Annotated in this window: 14 protein-coding genes; 4 read left to right on the forward strand and 10 right to left on the reverse strand. The window is 48.6% G+C overall.

The features are described 5' to 3' along the window. Positions 1-5 precede the first annotated feature (5 nt). From Q4Q52_RS07675 to Q4Q52_RS07685, 3 genes are all read right to left on the reverse strand, one after another. A complete protein-coding gene (locus tag Q4Q52_RS07675; RefSeq protein ID WP_311990265.1) occupies positions 6-983 on the reverse strand; it encodes a COX15/CtaA family protein in 978 nt (325 codons plus the stop codon). Continuing rightward, complete coding sequence (locus Q4Q52_RS07680) at positions 983-1,528, reverse strand: hypothetical protein (protein ID WP_219251877.1); 546 nt, start codon at positions 1,526-1,528, stop codon at positions 983-985. Before Q4Q52_RS07680 ends, Q4Q52_RS07675 begins: the two co-directional genes overlap by 1 nt. A 90-nt stretch (positions 1,529-1,618) precedes the next feature. Next, positions 1,619-2,383: an SURF1 family protein gene (locus Q4Q52_RS07685; protein ID WP_311905483.1), complete on the reverse strand. Its 765-nt coding sequence runs from the start codon at positions 2,381-2,383 to the stop codon at positions 1,619-1,621. Between Q4Q52_RS07685 and Q4Q52_RS07690 the strand changes: the two genes are divergently transcribed. Continuing rightward, complete coding sequence (locus Q4Q52_RS07690) at positions 2,382-2,600, forward strand: DUF2909 family protein (RefSeq protein ID WP_311905484.1); 219 nt, start codon at positions 2,382-2,384, stop codon at positions 2,598-2,600. The two genes, Q4Q52_RS07685 and Q4Q52_RS07690, sit on opposite strands and share 2 nt — an antisense overlap. Before the next feature lie 4 nt (positions 2,601-2,604). Here Q4Q52_RS07690 and Q4Q52_RS07695 read toward each other — a convergent pair whose 3' ends face one another. The 6 genes from Q4Q52_RS07695 to lexA all read right to left on the reverse strand — a co-directional run bounded on the left by Q4Q52_RS07695 (position 2,605) and on the right by lexA (position 8,750). Continuing rightward, positions 2,605-3,480, reverse strand: coding sequence for a cytochrome c oxidase subunit 3 (locus Q4Q52_RS07695; protein ID WP_253989502.1), 876 nt, complete (start codon positions 3,478-3,480; stop codon positions 2,605-2,607). Further along, positions 3,477-4,058, reverse strand: a complete 582-nt coding sequence (locus tag Q4Q52_RS07700) for a cytochrome c oxidase assembly protein (protein ID WP_300483350.1) — start codon at positions 4,056-4,058, stop codon at positions 3,477-3,479. Before Q4Q52_RS07700 ends, Q4Q52_RS07695 begins: the two co-directional genes overlap by 4 nt. A gap of 1 nt (position 4,059) precedes the next feature. Next, complete coding sequence (gene ctaD / locus Q4Q52_RS07705) at positions 4,060-5,652, reverse strand: cytochrome c oxidase subunit I (RefSeq protein ID WP_311990266.1); 1,593 nt, start codon at positions 5,650-5,652, stop codon at positions 4,060-4,062. A gap of 9 nt (positions 5,653-5,661) precedes the next feature. Next, positions 5,662-7,218: a cytochrome c oxidase subunit II gene (gene coxB, locus Q4Q52_RS07710; RefSeq protein WP_107402923.1), complete on the reverse strand. Its 1,557-nt coding sequence runs from the start codon at positions 7,216-7,218 to the stop codon at positions 5,662-5,664. A gap of 402 nt (positions 7,219-7,620) precedes the next feature. Then, positions 7,621-8,133 carry a cell division inhibitor SulA gene (locus Q4Q52_RS07715; protein WP_006079607.1) on the reverse strand — a complete coding sequence of 171 codons (513 nt, stop codon included), beginning with the start codon at positions 8,131-8,133 and terminating at the stop codon, positions 7,621-7,623. Beyond that, on the reverse strand, positions 8,130-8,750 hold the full coding sequence (lexA, locus tag Q4Q52_RS07720; RefSeq protein ID WP_106649027.1) for a transcriptional repressor LexA: 621 nt from the start codon (positions 8,748-8,750) through the stop codon (positions 8,130-8,132). The genes Q4Q52_RS07715 and lexA overlap by 4 nt, the downstream gene beginning before the upstream one ends. A 160-nt stretch (positions 8,751-8,910) precedes the next feature. On the opposite strand from lexA, the gene plsB reads away from it, so the two are divergent. From plsB to Q4Q52_RS07735, 3 genes are all read left to right on the forward strand, one after another. After that, a complete protein-coding gene (gene plsB, locus Q4Q52_RS07725) occupies positions 8,911-11,334 on the forward strand; it encodes a glycerol-3-phosphate 1-O-acyltransferase PlsB (RefSeq protein ID WP_311990267.1) in 2,424 nt (807 codons plus the stop codon). Then, complete coding sequence (gene mtr, locus Q4Q52_RS07730; RefSeq protein WP_311990268.1) at positions 11,334-12,590, forward strand: tryptophan permease; 1,257 nt, start codon at positions 11,334-11,336, stop codon at positions 12,588-12,590. The genes plsB and mtr overlap by 1 nt, the downstream gene beginning before the upstream one ends. Before the next feature lie 148 nt (positions 12,591-12,738). Further along, entirely contained in the window at positions 12,739-13,512 is a 774-nt protein-coding gene (locus tag Q4Q52_RS07735; protein WP_311990269.1) for a VOC family protein, read from the forward strand. A gap of 80 nt (positions 13,513-13,592) precedes the next feature. On the opposite strand, the gene Q4Q52_RS07740 is transcribed toward Q4Q52_RS07735, so the two are convergent. Then, positions 13,593-14,762, reverse strand: a complete 1,170-nt coding sequence (locus tag Q4Q52_RS07740) for a ribonuclease T2 (RefSeq protein WP_311990270.1) — start codon at positions 14,760-14,762, stop codon at positions 13,593-13,595. Positions 14,763-14,945: the final 183 nt, after the last annotated feature.

The following is a 14,945-nucleotide window of genomic DNA, read 5'->3' on the forward strand; positions in this document are numbered from 1 at the left end:
CTCGCTTAGGCTTTGCGCCATAAGAAATAGTTGATTGCGACTAAGGTCAGCAGCAGTAGTGCCGCCCCGCCGTTGTGAGACACGGCAATACCCAGTGGTAAATGCATTACTACGTTAGAAATACCTAAGCTCACTTGTAGGATCACTAACCCTGCCAATAAGAGGCTTAAGGCCCTCATTCCTGCCGCGCCAACAAATAATCGATAGGCGAGCACGAGTAATAAACTCGCGGTAACAATAGCGCCAATTCGGTGGGCGATATGGATAGTCATACGGGCTGGGTAATCGAGCACTCCAAATTCGAAACTAGGGTGTTGGCCTTGGAATGGTGAAAAGGCCTCCGCTATTGCCAAGTTATCCACCCAGTTGCCTTCGCAAATGGGTAAAGCGGTGCAGGCTAGCGCCGCATAGTTAGATGAGGTCCAAGCGCCCAGCATAATCTGACCCACAAGCACGAACAGGCTCACCAGTGCCAGCGGTGCCAGATTGCGGGCATAGGTTTCGCTATTAAAGATCCGCCGCGGCCGCGTTCGTAGATAGAGGAGTAACAACAGTGAAATTAGGCTGAAACCACCAATAAGATGCGACATCACCACTATGGGCATGAGTTTCATCGTCACTGTCCACATGCCGAGTGCGGCTTGAAAGAGGATCAGCAGCACTATGATGAGCGGTAACTTTTTCGGTGCTTCTGGCGTTTTCAGGCACAAAACTAAGATTAACAACACCAGTAAGCCAAGTCCGCCTGCGATATATCTGTGGATCATCTCCAGCCAGGCTTTCTCTGGGTGGATATCGTGATCGGGATAGATGGTTTGGGCATGGGCGATTTCATGGTCTTGGGTAGGCACCTTGATATGGCCGTAGCAACCCGGCCAATCGGGGCAGCCTAGACCTGCATCCGATAGGCGAGTGTAAGCACCCATTAAAATCACTAATAGGGTAAAGACTAAGGTTAAGCGTAGAACCCAAGTTAGCTGCATCAATCTACCCTCGACAGTTTTAACAACTTACGCAGATCCGCAACCAAGGCCTTGCCTTGAGCTAAATGCGCTTCTCTACCCTGCACTTGGGGATAGCGCAGCACTAAGCTGCCTAAGGGATCGACTATGATCAACTGCTGTTCATCTAGCCAGTGGCTTAAGCCAGCATTGGCGGGACGAGTGTTGAAGTTAAAGGCGCTTAAAGCATTAAGATCGCTGTCGGGATGAGTGAGAATGAGTGGTTCGACTCGCGCCTGATCTGGCCCTAGCGCAGTGTGGCTTTGGCGTAAAATATACAGGCGTTCGCGGCAAGCATCGTCGCATTGGGCGGGCAGTAAATATAGCAGTTGCCATTCTTTGGGATTGGGGTTTTCAACCCCAAGGCTGGCATAACTGGTCTCAGGATTGATCAGCTCGCCATGATTAGTGGCGCCGCCGTGGTATAAATTCAGGCTCAGCACTAGCTTGGCTATCACCACGGGCGCGATAAACGCCAGCAACAATAAGCCCAATGCCTTGTGTTTCGATTTATTCTGGGAGTTCATGCTTGCTCCTCTCATTCAAATTATCCCTAATTTATTGTTTTATATTTATTTAGTTTTATTAGTGTCTTGCTAAGTATGGTACGAATTTCCTTATTTGCTCCTTGAGTTTGCGACTGTTTGGGCGCTATGGCGTTTTACATATTTAATCCCTTGCCACAGCATTAGCCCTGCAAATACGGCTGCCATCGAAAACCACTGCAACGCATAACCCCAATGTTTTTGCGCCGACAGTGGGAAAGGTTGCCAAGGATGGGGCAATGTGAGGGAAGGTAATTGCTCTGGTTGCAACACGACAGGTAACACTGGGTGCCCTAATACCTTAGCCATTTCGGGCATATTTAAATTTTGAAAGCGAATACTTGTCCCTGTTTCTGCCATTAAAGCTTGGCTCAAGGGATTGATTTGCTTTTGATAAAGCCTGCCTTCGATATTTAATGCCCCGCTTAGGGGAGTGATGTGGGGTAACACATCCCGATGGGATCCAGCGGCAACAAAGCCTAACTCGACCAGCAACCAAGGTGTTCCAGCTTCCACTTGCAGGGGCTGAAAGGCTAAATAGCCCACTTGGCCCTGATAAATTTGATTATCCAGTAGCCAGATTTGCGAGCTCGTGGGTGTGGCGTGCACTTGAAGTCGATAACCTGTCACCCCTTCTTTATCGATTTTGAGTTGGAGCTGCTCAAAACTTAATGGTAGCAAGGATTGTCTTGCCTCCATTTGGGCTAACAGCCTAGTTTTTTCTTCGCCGCGGGCTAATTGCCATAGACCCAACTTGACCAAAATCCCGAATACAGCCACAGTCAGTATCAGCAAAAAAACCGTTAATTTATTCAGCAGGACATAAGGATATTGCATGAATACCCTGTTTATTTTTAAGTTGGCCTTAGTTCTGCTGTTGCTGTTTATCATTTTTAATTTAGGTAGTGCCTTGTTTATTATGGTGAAAGGCGACAACAAAATGCCTATGAGCCGCTATCTTGGTCGCCGGGTGCTCTTCTCTGCGCTCGTTATCCTGCTATTGCTGGTGGCATTAGGGACTGGATTAATCAGCCCCAATCCCACGCCTTACTAGCGCCTTAGAGTACGTAGACGAAAATAAACAAACACAGCCAGACCACGTCCACAAAGTGCCAATACCAACTGCCCGCTTGGAAGGCGAAATGCTTATCTGCGCTAAAGTGCCCCTTCAACACTCTGAAAAACAACACTAATAAGAATACCGTTCCTAGGGTCACGTGCATGCCGTGAAAACCCGTTAGCAGGAAGAAGGTATTGCCATAAATCCCAGAGGTTAAGGTGAGTCCCATTTCCTGATAGGCGTGGATATACTCTTCGGCCTGTAAGGCAAGGAATCCCATACCTAAGAGTATGGTGATCCCGAGCCACAGCGTAATGGCAGAACGCTTGCCTTTCTCTAAGCTGACATGGGCAAAATGTAAGGTGACAGAAGAGGTTAGCAGCACAATAGTGTTGATTAATGGCAGACCAGTCCATGGCATAGCCTCGGTTTTTGTCCCATCAGGTGTGGTGATCAATGGCCAAACGGCTTCGAACTGTGGCCAGAGCACTTCGTGGGTCATGGCATTATTCGAGGCGCCGCCAAGCCAAGGCACCGCGACCATGCGGGCGTAGAATAATGCCCCGAAAAATGCCGCGAAAAACATCACTTCGGAGAAAATAAACCAACTCATGCCTTGGCGAAAGGATCTATCCATTTGATGGGAATAGAGTCCTGTCATGGATTCGTTGATCACGGTTCTAAACCAACCCACTAGCATAAAGAGGATTACGGCGATGCCAGCGAGCAGTATATAGCCGCCACCGGAGGCACCCGATTTGAGTTGTTGTACAAAGCTTCCTGCACCAAAGGCGATTAAAAACAGCCCTATAGCACCAATGATGGGCCAAGCGCTTTGGGCGGGGACATAGTAAGGTTCATGTTTTGTAGTCATTTTGCAGCTCCTTGCTCTAGGGCAGACGCTAACTGCTTGTCGGTAATGTCGTAGAGGGTGTAAGAGAGGGTCAGAGTGTGGATGGACTCAGGTAACTGAGGATCCACAAAGAAAATGAGTGGCAACTCTGCGCTGGTCGAAGCCGCTAAGTGCTGTTGATTAAAGCAAAAACATTCAGTTTTATTAAAATAGGCAGCACCTTGGCCTGGGGATACCGAAGGTATCGCCTGACCGATTATGGCTCTGTCCGAGAGATTGCGTGCCAAAAAAGCCGTGTGGATAAGTTCGCCGGGGTGGACTTCGAGCCGCTTGGTTTGCGGCTCAAATTTCCACGGCATACCCGTTTGCACTTGGGAGATAAATTCCACAGTAACAACCCGGCTAGTATCAACAGTAATAGCTTGATAATTGCTGGCGGTGCTGGAGGTTTTACCGTTAATCCCAAGCTGCTCACATAGCACATCGTATAGCGGCACCAGCGCAAACCCAAAGCCAAACATACCGATACAACCCATGACTAATAGGCTGATGAGTTTACGATTTGACTTAGGTTTTTCTGGCTGGCTATGGTTGGTCATTTCATTTCACCTCGGGTGGTGTCGTGAAGGAGTGGTAGGGTGCTGGGCTTGGCAATGTCCACTCTAAACCCTCACTGCCTTCCCAAGGTTTAGCGGGGGCTTTTTTGCCGCCACGGATGCACTTGATCACTAGTACTAAGAAAATCAATTGCGATAAACCGAAGGCAAACCCACCAATAGAGACGATTTGATTAATATCGGCAAATTGAATCGAGTAGTCGGGAATACGCCTTGGCATACCCGCCAGCCCAAGGAAATGCATTGGGAAAAACAGTACGTTGACCGAAATCACCGAACACCAGAAGTGCCATTGTCCCAGTCGTTCGTTGTACATATGCCCCGTCCACTTAGGTAGCCAGTAATAGGCCGCCGCCATGATGGAGAAAATCGCCCCAGTTACGAGCACATAATGGAAATGCGCCACCACAAAATAGGTGTCGTGGTATTGGAAGTCGGCGGGCGTAATGGCGAGCATTAACCCCGAAAAACCGCCAATGGTGAAGAGTATGATAAAGGCCACGGCGAACAACATAGGGGTTTCGAAGCTGAGCGAGCCGCGCCACATAGTCGCCACCCAGTTAAATACTTTCACCCCCGTTGGCACCGCAATCAACATAGTGCAATACATGAAAAACAGCTCGGCAAACACTGGCATACCTGTAGTGAACATATGATGTGCCCACACGAGGAACGACAGAATTGCAATACTCGCAGTTGCATAAACCATTGATGCATAGCCAAATAAGGGTTTGCGACTGAAGGCGGGCACTATGGCTGAGATGATACCAAAGGACGGCAAGATCATGATGTAAACTTCGGGGTGGCCGAAGAACCAGAAGATATGCTGGAACATCACAGGATCGCCACCCCCCGCGGCGTCGAAGAAGCTAGTGCCGAAAAACTTATCGGTCAGCACCATAGTTACAGCGCCCGCAAGTACGGGCATCACAGCGATCAGCAGGAATGCAGTGATAAGCCAAGTCCACACAAACAGCGGCAACTTCATCCATGTCATGCCGGGCGCACGTAAATTCACTATGGTTACAATCACGTTGATTGCGCCCATGATCGAACTTATCCCCATGATATGAATAGAGAACACGAAGAGTGCCGTGCTGTCAGGACTATAAGTGGTAGACAGTGGCGCGTAGAAAGTCCAACCAAAGTTAGGTCCGCCGCCTTCCATAAACAGCGAACTGAGTAGGATGGTAAAGGCGAAGGGTAAGATCCAAAAACTCCAGTTATTCATCCGTGGCAGCGCCATATCGGGCGCACCAATCATCATAGGGATCAGCCAGTTTGCTAGCCCAGTAAAGGCGGGCATTACCGCGCCGAATACCATGATCAGCCCATGGACTGTGGTCATTTGGTTAAAGAAGTTGGGCTCGACCAATTGTAATCCGGGCTGAAACAGTTCAGCGCGGATCACCATGGCCATAGCGCCACCGGTTAAAAACATAATGAAGCTGAACCATAAATACAAAGTACCAATGTCTTTATGGTTGGTGGTTAGCACCCAGCGCATGATGCCCTTTGGCGCACCATGATGATGGTCATCATGGGCTGCGGTTTGATCTTGAGTCGTTGTGCTCATCATAATCCCCTACTGTCCATGGCTTGCGATATCAGCAGGTTGCACTGTATCGCCGGTATTGTTGCCCCAAGCATTGCGCTCATAGGTAATGACTGCTGCGAGTTGCTGTGGGCTGAGTTGTTTGCCAAATGCTTGCATAGCCGTGCCTGTTTTGCCGTGCATCACAATATCGAGATGATTGGCGACGGGCCCAGTGGCGATAGCACTGCCAGCGAGGGCGGGGAAGGCGGGTGGTATGCCAGCTCCCGTCAACTGATGGCAGGCCGCACAAGTGGTGGTGTAGACAGTTTCACCTTCGGCCATCAGTGCCTCATGGGTGAGAGTGGGGAGGCTCGCCGGATCCACTATGGTTGCGGAGTCGACAACTGCTGCGGGCTCAGTTGTAGGTGCGGGAGTTGGGGTCGTATTGGCTGGTGCGGTAGCAGGTGCCTGTGTGCCTGCACTACCGTTCATGTGCTCGTTGACGTCTTTGGCCTGTACAGCATCGCCAGTATTATTGCCCCAAGCATTACGCTCATAGGTAATCACAGCGGCAATTTCTTGTGCAGTCAATTGCTTACTAAAGGCTTGCATAGCCGTACCCGTTTTACCGTTGAGCACAATTTCAAGGTGGCCGCTGAGCGGTCCCGTTGCTATCGGACTGCCTTTGAGGTGTGGGAATACGCCTTGTAACCCCTCGCCATTGGGCTGGTGGCAGGCTGCGCAGTGCCCGAGGTAAACTTGCTCACCTTGGGTCATCAGATCATCTTTGCTAAGGGTCTGTGATAAAGCGGCTTGAGCGGCTTCTGCCGCCGCGCCTGCGGCTTGTTTCTGCTCCGTCACCCAAGCTTCAAACTCGGCTTCGGGTATGGCTTGCACTACGATCGGCATAAAACCATGGTCTTTACCGCAAAGTTCGGCGCATTGACCACGGTAAATACCGGGTTTGTCGATGCGAGTCCAAGCCTCATTGATAAATCCTGGGTTGGCATCTTTCTTCACGGCAAAAGCAGGTACCCACCATGAATGGATGACATCTTCAGAGGTCATCAAAAAGCGGATTTTGCGATTTATCGGCAGAACGAGCGGCTTATCGACCTCCAATAGGTAGTGTTCACCCTTGGTTTCGGTACCGTCGATTTGTGCTCTAGGGGTTGCGAGTATGCTGTAAAAATCAATGTCTTGATCGAAATAGCTGTAATGCCATTTCCATTGGGAACCCGTGACTTTAACGGTCAGATCGGCGTCGCTGGGATCTTCCATCGCAATTAAGGTTTTTGTCGCAGGAATCGCCATTAAGATCAAAATGATAAATGGCAGAATCGTCCAAGCGATTTCAACTTTAGTGCTTTCGTGAAAGTGGGACGCGACAGCGCCTTTGGATTTTCTGTGGTTGATCATGGCGTAAATCATCACGCCAAAGACCACAAGGCCAATGGCGCAGCAGATATACAAGATGGTCATGTGCAAGTGATAAACCTTGCCACTGATCTCGGTTACGCCAGGGGTCATGTTGAACCGCATGTCCGCGGCGGCCAACGGTGGTGCGAATAACACCACGAGTAAACAATACAACAATTGCTTCACAAGACTTCTCCTCTGCCAATTGCGAATAGCAACTACAAAGAAGAGCAACACAGTAAGTCTCAACTCTATGCAAACTCTTCAGTTCCCAAAAAAGCTTTTTTGACTTCAACGTGCGTTGGCGGCTGTTACTTTTAATTAAGTATTATTACTGCTGGTATTAGCCACGCTGGCACATACGACTGAAATAAATCTGTTCTCTATTTTTAGTGGCATTTTGAACTCGATTACGGCTCGATTTATTTGCCACGGGCGGCGATATATCATCGCCGACTAAACCAACCATACTTGCTGTTTAAATATTGATCAAGATCACTTATTTATCTAATTGTCTGAAAAATTGCCAAAAAAAAGCCTCACATTCATAGGCGAGGCGGCTTTCAAGGTAAAAAATTAAATGAATATTTAATGTACAGCACTAAAAAAAGATTGTTGGCCGAAGAGGCTACCTTGCTCAATGCGTACGTCGCCATGTAAGTGACTGTTTACGTCTTCTAGCACTATGCCCATGGCGCGGGCACTTTTAGCGACAATTTGCAGGCGACGATTATCGCGTGCATCCAATGATTGGGTCCAGGTAATAACCGCACTGGACGTACCACTTGTTAAGGCTTTTTCCATTGCCCACAGGGTTTCCACTTCATCTTTCGCGTGCACCAGCAAGACTCTGTCCATACGCACGCCTGCATTGGCGAGCATTTGTTTGTAGCCAATACTCGGTGGGTTGATGAGCACTAACCAACGGCCCTGTTGGCTTAACTGGGCGAGTTGCGCACTCAGATGGATTAATTCTTGGCGGCCTTGAGTCTTAGTTGGCATGCAGGCGATAGGTGCGTGGTGCCAGTCATAGTCGGCATCACGGACTTCATCGAGCCACAAGCCCGGATGGCGGGGTGCATTGCCAAGTAGTTTGTTCATAGCCAATCTCCATTACGGATCACACCGACGGCGAGTCCTTCAATTGTTAAACTTTGATAGCCTAAATCCACTTTTATCGGGGAATAGTCTTCATTTTCGGCGTGTAGATAGACCACATTGCCTTTTTTTTCGAAACGTTTAACAGTGACATCGTCGTCGACTCTAGCGACAACCACTTGACCATTTCTAGCTTGTTGTACTTTATGAACAGCCAGCAAATCTCCTTCGAGAATGCCGATATTCTTCATGCTGTCGCCTTTAACCCGCAGTAAGAAATCGGCGGCGGGATGGAACATGCTCGGGTCGACTTGGTAGTACTGTTCGACATGTTCTTGGGCAAGAATAGGTTCGCCAGCAGCCACTTGACCGATAAGTGGTAAACCTGTTTCAGTTAAATCTTCGACTTCCGCAGGTAGGCGAATGCCCCGCGATGTGCCTGGCATGATCTCAATGCAGCCCTTTTTCGCCAACGCTTTAAGATGCTCTTCAGCCGCATTGGCGCTCTTAAAACCTAAACGGGTCGCGATTTCTGCCCGAGTGGGTGGCATGCCAGTATCGGCAATATTTCGTTTAATTAGCTCTAAAATTTCAGCTTGGCGTGGCGTCAAAGGTCTCATGGTGTTTCCTGTTTTTCTATACAGTTACTGTTAGTATATACAGTATTATTTGCAGCGCAAGTATTAACCACTTTTTAGCTATGTTGGAGAGAATTAGCGAATATTACCCATAGTCTGGTATTCTACCGGGCTAGTAAACGTACTTAATTGCATAAGAATAATGCCTAAACACGACTCTCTTTGGTTGAAATCATTACGCTGGATCCAAAAACACTTAGTGCACACTATTGTTGTGCCTCAGGATCCCTTTGCCGATCTGAATCTGGATGCCTCCAGACCCCTTGCTTATGTGATGAAAACGGAATCGCTGAGTGACATCGCTGCCCTGAGTGAAATAACGGCTAAGTTAGGACTACCGAGCCCCTATGAGCCCTTAGTGGCGAATGGTGTGATTGCGCCTCGGGTTGTCTGCCTCCAGGGGCGTAAGCCGCTGTTTGGCGAGCGTGCCGGTAACGAGCCTTTCCTCGAATGCTTTATGCGTTTGTTAGCCGTGCATAAGGAGCGCCCTGAATTAGACATTCAATTGGTACCCGTGAGCCTGTATTGGGGCCGCACACCAGGGAAAGAAGATGACACTATGAAGGCGGCTGTGTTTGAGCGGGAAAACCCGACTTGGCTGCGCAAATGCTTGATGATTCTATTCTTAGGTCGACATAACTTCGTGCAGTTTTCGAATGCGGTATCCCTGCGTTATATGGCCGACGAGCATGGCACCGACATGGGGATTGCCCATAAGTTAGCGCGGGTCGCGCGGGTGCATTTCCGTCGTCAACGCAAGGTGATGACAGGGCCTGTGCTGCCAAACCGCCAAGCACTGTTTCATTCGTTGCTCAAATCTGAATCGTTGCGTAAAGCGATTCAAGAAGAAGCCGTCAGTAAGAAGATTTCAGAGACCCAAGCGCGCGAGACAGCCATTGAGTATCTCGATGAAATCGCTGCAGATTACTCAGATAGTTTAGTGCGTATTGCCGAGCGTTTCTTAACTTGGTTATGGAACAAGCTTTACAGCGGGATCAATATCAAGGGTGCCGAGCAAGTTCGCCAGTTGCACCACGATGGTCACGAGATTGTTTATGTGCCTTGCCATCGCAGTCACATGGATTACCTGCTGTTATCGTATATTTTGTACTATCAAGGTATGGTTCCGCCGCACATTGCCGCAGGTATTAACCTCAACTTCTGGCCCGCTGGACCTATGTTCCGTCGCGGTGGTGCCTTCTTTATCCGCCGTAGTTTTAATGGCAACAAGCTGTATACCGCAGTATTCCGTGAGTATTTAGATCAACTGTTTGCTAAAGGTTATTCGGTGGAATATTTCTCCGAAGGCGGCCGCTCACGTACCGGTCGTCTATTGGCGCCCAAAACTGGCATGATCGCCATGACGATGAACAGCGTACTGCGCGGTATTGAACGTCCTGTCACACTTGTGCCTGTGTATTTAGGCTATGACCATGTGATGGAAGTAGCGACTTACCATAAAGAGTTAAGCGGTAAGAAAAAGAAAAAAGAATCTGTGTGGCAGGTGTTCGGTGCCATTCGCAAATTAGGTAATTTTGGCCAAGGTTACGTGAATTTTGGCGAGCCTATTACCCTGCAAAATTTCTTAAATGAGCGTGCGCCAAACTGGCGTGCTGAGTTGGCCGATGATCCCGAGCAGAAACCAAGTTGGTTAACGCCAGCGGTAAACGTGCTGGCTAATCGGGTGATGACGCGTATCAATGATGCCGCAGCCGCGAGTTCAGTGACTTTGACCAGCTTAGTTTTGCTGGCGACAGATCAAAACGCCTTAGAACGTAGTCTGCTGGAGCGTCAGCTTGATTTGTATCTGACCCTACTCAAAAAAGTGCCTTACACTTCTTATACATCTGTTGCCGAAGGTGATGGTAAGCATTTAGTGCAGCAAGGTTTAGAGCTGAACAAGTTTGTTGTAAGTGCCGATCCTTTAGGGGAAATAGTGTCTATCGAGGCGAGTCAGGCAGTGTCTATGACTTACTATCGTAACAATATCATCCACTTATTTATCGTGCCGTCCTTAATTGCGAGTTGTTTAACGCATAATGAGCAAATCCCGCGTCAGCAAGTGGTGTCAATCGTTGCCGATTTTTATCCACTGCTGAAAGCCGAACTCTTTATGGGCATTAAAGATGTACCTGCATATGTCAATCAAGTGCTGGATTTCTTCATTGAACAAGGGTTAGTGGTTGAGACTGATACCTTAACCGTCGTGCCTGAACACACTAGCCAACTATTATTGTTAGCCAGTTCCGTGAGCGAGACCTTGCAACGCTATGCGATTATTTTCAACCTGTTAGCGAACAGACCTAAGATGGAGCGCTCAGAACTTGAGTCTGAGAGCCATTTACTCGCCCAGCGTTTAGGGGCTTTACATGGCATTACCGCGCCTGAGTTCTACGATAAAAAACTCTACGGTACTTTGAGCGTGAAGCTCAAAGAATTGGGATATCTTGCGGATAGTGAAGATAAGTCCAATATCAATCGCATACGAGATCAGGCCAATAGCTTATTACGTCCGTCAGTGAGACAAACGATAGTGGCGAGTGTCACCGCGGAGCACACAGTTTAATGGCAAATCATATGAATGCGGCTAAGCATAAGCCCGCAGGTAAGTCCTTGCTCGGTGGTGCCATGATTATTGCTGGCACGACCGTAGGTGCTGGGATGTTTTCTCTGCCCGTGGTCGGTGCAGGTATGTGGTTTGGCTATTCGATTTTAATGTTATTGGGTATTTGGTTTTGCATGTTGATGTCGGGCTTATTGTTGCTCGAAACCAATTTGCATTTCGAACCCGGTGCTAGCTTCGATACCTTAAGCAAGCAAACTCTTGGGCAGTTTTGGCGGATAGTGAACGGCGTTTCTATCGCTTTCGTGTTGTATATTTTGACCTATGCCTATATCAGCGGCGGTGGTTCGATTGTGAATCACAGCTTGCAGGGCATGGGAATTGAGTTACCGCAAAGTGTGGCAGGGCTAGTATTTGCCATAGTATTGGCGAGCATAGTGTTGATCAGTACTAAAGCCGTGGATCGCATTACGACGATTATGCTCGGCGGTATGATCATTACCTTCTTCCTCGCTATCGGCAATTTATTGATCGAAATTGATGTGACTAAGTTGCTCGAACCCGATGGTAATAACAGCTTTTCACCATATCTGTTGGCGGCGCTGCCCTTTGGTCTTGCCAGCTTTGGCTACCACGGTAACGTTCCCAGCTTAGTGAAGTATTACGGCAAAGATTCCGCCACCATTATCAAGGCGATTTTCGTCGGCACCTTTATCGCGCTGGTGATTTATGCCTGTTGGTTAGTGGCGACTATGGGCAATATTCCCCGCAGCCAGTTTATCGATATTATTGCCCAAGGCGGCAATATGGGTGTCTTGGTGGGCGCTTTGTCTGAGGTGATGGCGAGTAGCTGGTTAAACAGTATGTTGACCTTGTTTGCCAACTTGGCCGTGGCCTCATCTTTCTTAGGGGTGACCTTAGGTTTGTTCGATTATCTCGCCGACTTGTTTGGTTTTGACGATTCACGCTCGGGCCGGATGAAAACCGCGTTAGTGACCTTTGTGCCGCCAACGATTTTAGGATTACTGTTCCCCGACGGCTTCTTAGTGGCGATTGGCTTTGCGGCATTAGCGGCGACAGTGTGGGCGGTAATCGTCCCGGCGCTGATGGCCTATAAATCGCGGCAGTTATTCCCCGAGAGCACAGGTTTTAGAGTGATAGGCGGTACACCGTTAATTATTCTTGTGGTGTTATTTGGCATAGTCACGGGTGCTTGTCATCTGCTCGCGATGGCAAATTTATTGCCTCAGTATTCCTAATTTGTTTCGATGATTTAAGCCCTCTGCGTGAGGGCTTTTTTGTCTTTAGCGGTTGAGTTTTGTCTTACAGATCTTTTTAACCTGAATACTGGACAGAAATACAAACTCAGGCTTAACTCGAATGATTGTTAAAACAAAGGAGCCGATAATGAAAATGACTCAGTACGCACAAGGACATGCATGTTGGGTTGAACTCGCAAGCCACGATTGGCAAGCTGCTAAGGCATTTTATCAAGCGTTATTTGGTTGGGACTCAGTTGAAATGCCGATCCCAGAAGGTCATTTTTCGCTATTTAATTTAGCAGGTGATGATTTAGGTGCCATGTACCAAATTCCTGAGTCTGAGTCGCAGATCCCCAGTCATTGGCGTGTCTACTTTGCCGTCGATGATATCGATGCCAGCATTGCAGCGATTCAAGCGGCGGGCGGCCAAGTGCACATGGGGCCGCATATTGTGGGTGATGCGGGCGTGATGGCGCAGGTGAGCGATCCGCAAGGCGCACGCTTTGCCTTATGGCAAGCGAAGAACCACATAGGTGCTCGCCGTCAGGGTGAACTCAATACCCTTTGCTGGGTTGAGCTGGCTTGCAAAGAGCCGCGTACTGAAGAAGCCTTTTACTGCAAAATCTTCCCTTGGACCAACATGCCAAGTGACATGCCTGACATTGAATACTCAGAATGGCAGCTTGATGGTCAATCCATCGGCGGTATGATGACGATAATGCCCGAATGGGGTGATATTTCTCCCCATTGGTTGCTCTATTTTGTGGTGGCGGATTGCGATGCGTTTGCTGAGAAGGCCCAAGCCTTAGGTGCGCAAGTGTGCATTCCGCCTAGTGATATCCCCGATGTGGGTCGATTCTCTGTGATAGCTGATGCTCAAGGTGCCACCTTTGCGGTGATCAAGCTTAATCAGATGTGACAGCTATATTTAGGACGAGTCACATTTAAGATTAAAAACGGCGACACTCAGTCGCTGTTTTTATTCGTCTAACCATTTGTTTAATTAGCATTATCGATCATGATTGTCTCAGGGCAGGAGCCTCTGCCTGCCTTGTTAGCTTTGGCGAGTAGGCTAGGCAAGGAGTCTGAGGCTTTAATGACCTCGGGCAAATTAATGCGGATTTCACTCAGTAATCCCTTGCCACATTCTAGACTCATTTTAGTGTGAGCACCTTGACCGAAGCTGATATCAAAACTTTGGTTTAACTCACTTTTACTGACACTCTTACCTATGTTTTCATGAATAAATTTTTGTACCCATGCCGAGGCATTGACCGCTTGGGTCAGCTGGGTTGCCAATAAAAAGTACTCGTTAGGGTCTTGGCTACGGCAAGTACCGTGTTTCCACCATTCGTGGCGTTCTAAACAGGTGCCATATTGGGCGCTTGGCATGACTTCTTCTAAATTTTTGCGCACCGATGGATTCAGTTCAAACTCAGGATAAGTACAGAAATCATTCGGCTGCAGTTTGACTGTGCTGCAATAGCCATAACGTGTGCCGCATTGTTGTTTATTCGGCCACAGCCCGTGCAGGCTGAAGTGTTGCCACTGGCTCGATTCTGGCGTTTGGCTGAGGGCGCGGCATTCGGCTTTGCGGCGGCCATAGAGTTCACAAAAGGTGCTTTGCCAGCTTAATGCCAGCACGTTGGTGTCAAATTCACCGCCGATTCGGCATTGATCCCCTTGGCGTTTCTCTGGTGTGCCATGCTCCTTAAGGCCGTCTCGGCTTTTGGCTTTGATATCCGATGCCGTGGTGGTTTGCGCGGGTTCTACCGCCGTTGCAGGTGTCGATACATTACTGCCGGCAACATTGGAAAGATACTGACCACAAGTGCCACTGATCCAACGCATGGGAGACTTCACTGCGTTGGTGCGCACTCGCAGCCAATCAGGTTTGGCGCTGTTGCCGAGGATTTCGAGTACTGGGTAGCGCTCACCAATATTGCTCTGCCGTTGATCTGGATTCGTCTGCTTATTTTTCGATTGAAATAGCTCACAGCGTTTATCGGCAACGAACTCACCGGTTGCGGGCGCGGCAAAGGCAGGTGCTGCTGAAATGATTAGCGCAGCGCATAAACCGAACGCCGCAAGTAACGTACGCGATAGGCTTTTAAGGGAAAGTGCTTGCGGCCATATCCGGCGGATGGTCAAACAAAATGGCTTAATCATGTGATGGAATCCTTTCTGCTGCAGTAAGTCGGGTCAATCCTGTGGTGCGCTAAGTTAATGGTACACATAAGCGTTATAAACTAAGAGGCTTATTTTACTCAGAGTGTTGTGTGGCACGGCTGCTAAATTAGATTTTTAATCTGATTGAATGAAAAATCCTCTCAAACTCTAATAGCTTGAGGG

The sequence above is a fragment of the Shewanella sp. SP1S2-4 genome (assembly GCF_031932075.1).
GTDB classification, from domain to species: Bacteria; Pseudomonadota; Gammaproteobacteria; order Enterobacterales; family Shewanellaceae; genus Shewanella; species Shewanella baltica.

What these genes read in the sequence shown, in the direction of transcription:
- Q4Q52_RS07675 (WP_311990265.1), bottom strand. Translation starts at nt 983, where the DNA reads ATGCAGCTAACTTGGGTTCTACGCTTAACCTTAGTCTTTACCCTATTA.
- Q4Q52_RS07680 (WP_219251877.1), bottom strand. Translation starts at nt 1,528, where the DNA reads ATGAACTCCCAGAATAAATCGAAACACAAGGCATTGGGCTTATTGTTG.
- Q4Q52_RS07690 (WP_311905484.1), top strand. Translation starts at nt 2,382, where the DNA reads ATGAATACCCTGTTTATTTTTAAGTTGGCCTTAGTTCTGCTGTTGCTG.
- Q4Q52_RS07685 (WP_311905483.1), bottom strand. Translation starts at nt 2,383, where the DNA reads ATGCAATATCCTTATGTCCTGCTGAATAAATTAACGGTTTTTTTGCTG.
- Q4Q52_RS07695 (WP_253989502.1), bottom strand. Translation starts at nt 3,480, where the DNA reads ATGACTACAAAACATGAACCTTACTATGTCCCCGCCCAAAGCGCTTGG.
- Q4Q52_RS07700 (WP_300483350.1), bottom strand. Translation starts at nt 4,058, where the DNA reads ATGACCAACCATAGCCAGCCAGAAAAACCTAAGTCAAATCGTAAACTC.
- ctaD (WP_311990266.1), bottom strand. Translation starts at nt 5,652, where the DNA reads ATGAGCACAACGACTCAAGATCAAACCGCAGCCCATGATGACCATCAT.
- Q4Q52_RS07715 (WP_006079607.1), bottom strand. Translation starts at nt 8,133, where the DNA reads ATGAACAAACTACTTGGCAATGCACCCCGCCATCCGGGCTTGTGGCTC.
- lexA (WP_106649027.1), bottom strand. Translation starts at nt 8,750, where the DNA reads ATGAGACCTTTGACGCCACGCCAAGCTGAAATTTTAGAGCTAATTAAA.
- plsB (WP_311990267.1), top strand. Translation starts at nt 8,911, where the DNA reads ATGCCTAAACACGACTCTCTTTGGTTGAAATCATTACGCTGGATCCAA.
- mtr (WP_311990268.1), top strand. Translation starts at nt 11,334, where the DNA reads ATGGCAAATCATATGAATGCGGCTAAGCATAAGCCCGCAGGTAAGTCC.
- Q4Q52_RS07735 (WP_311990269.1), top strand. Translation starts at nt 12,739, where the DNA reads ATGAAAATGACTCAGTACGCACAAGGACATGCATGTTGGGTTGAACTC.
- Q4Q52_RS07740 (WP_311990270.1), bottom strand. Translation starts at nt 14,762, where the DNA reads ATGATTAAGCCATTTTGTTTGACCATCCGCCGGATATGGCCGCAAGCA.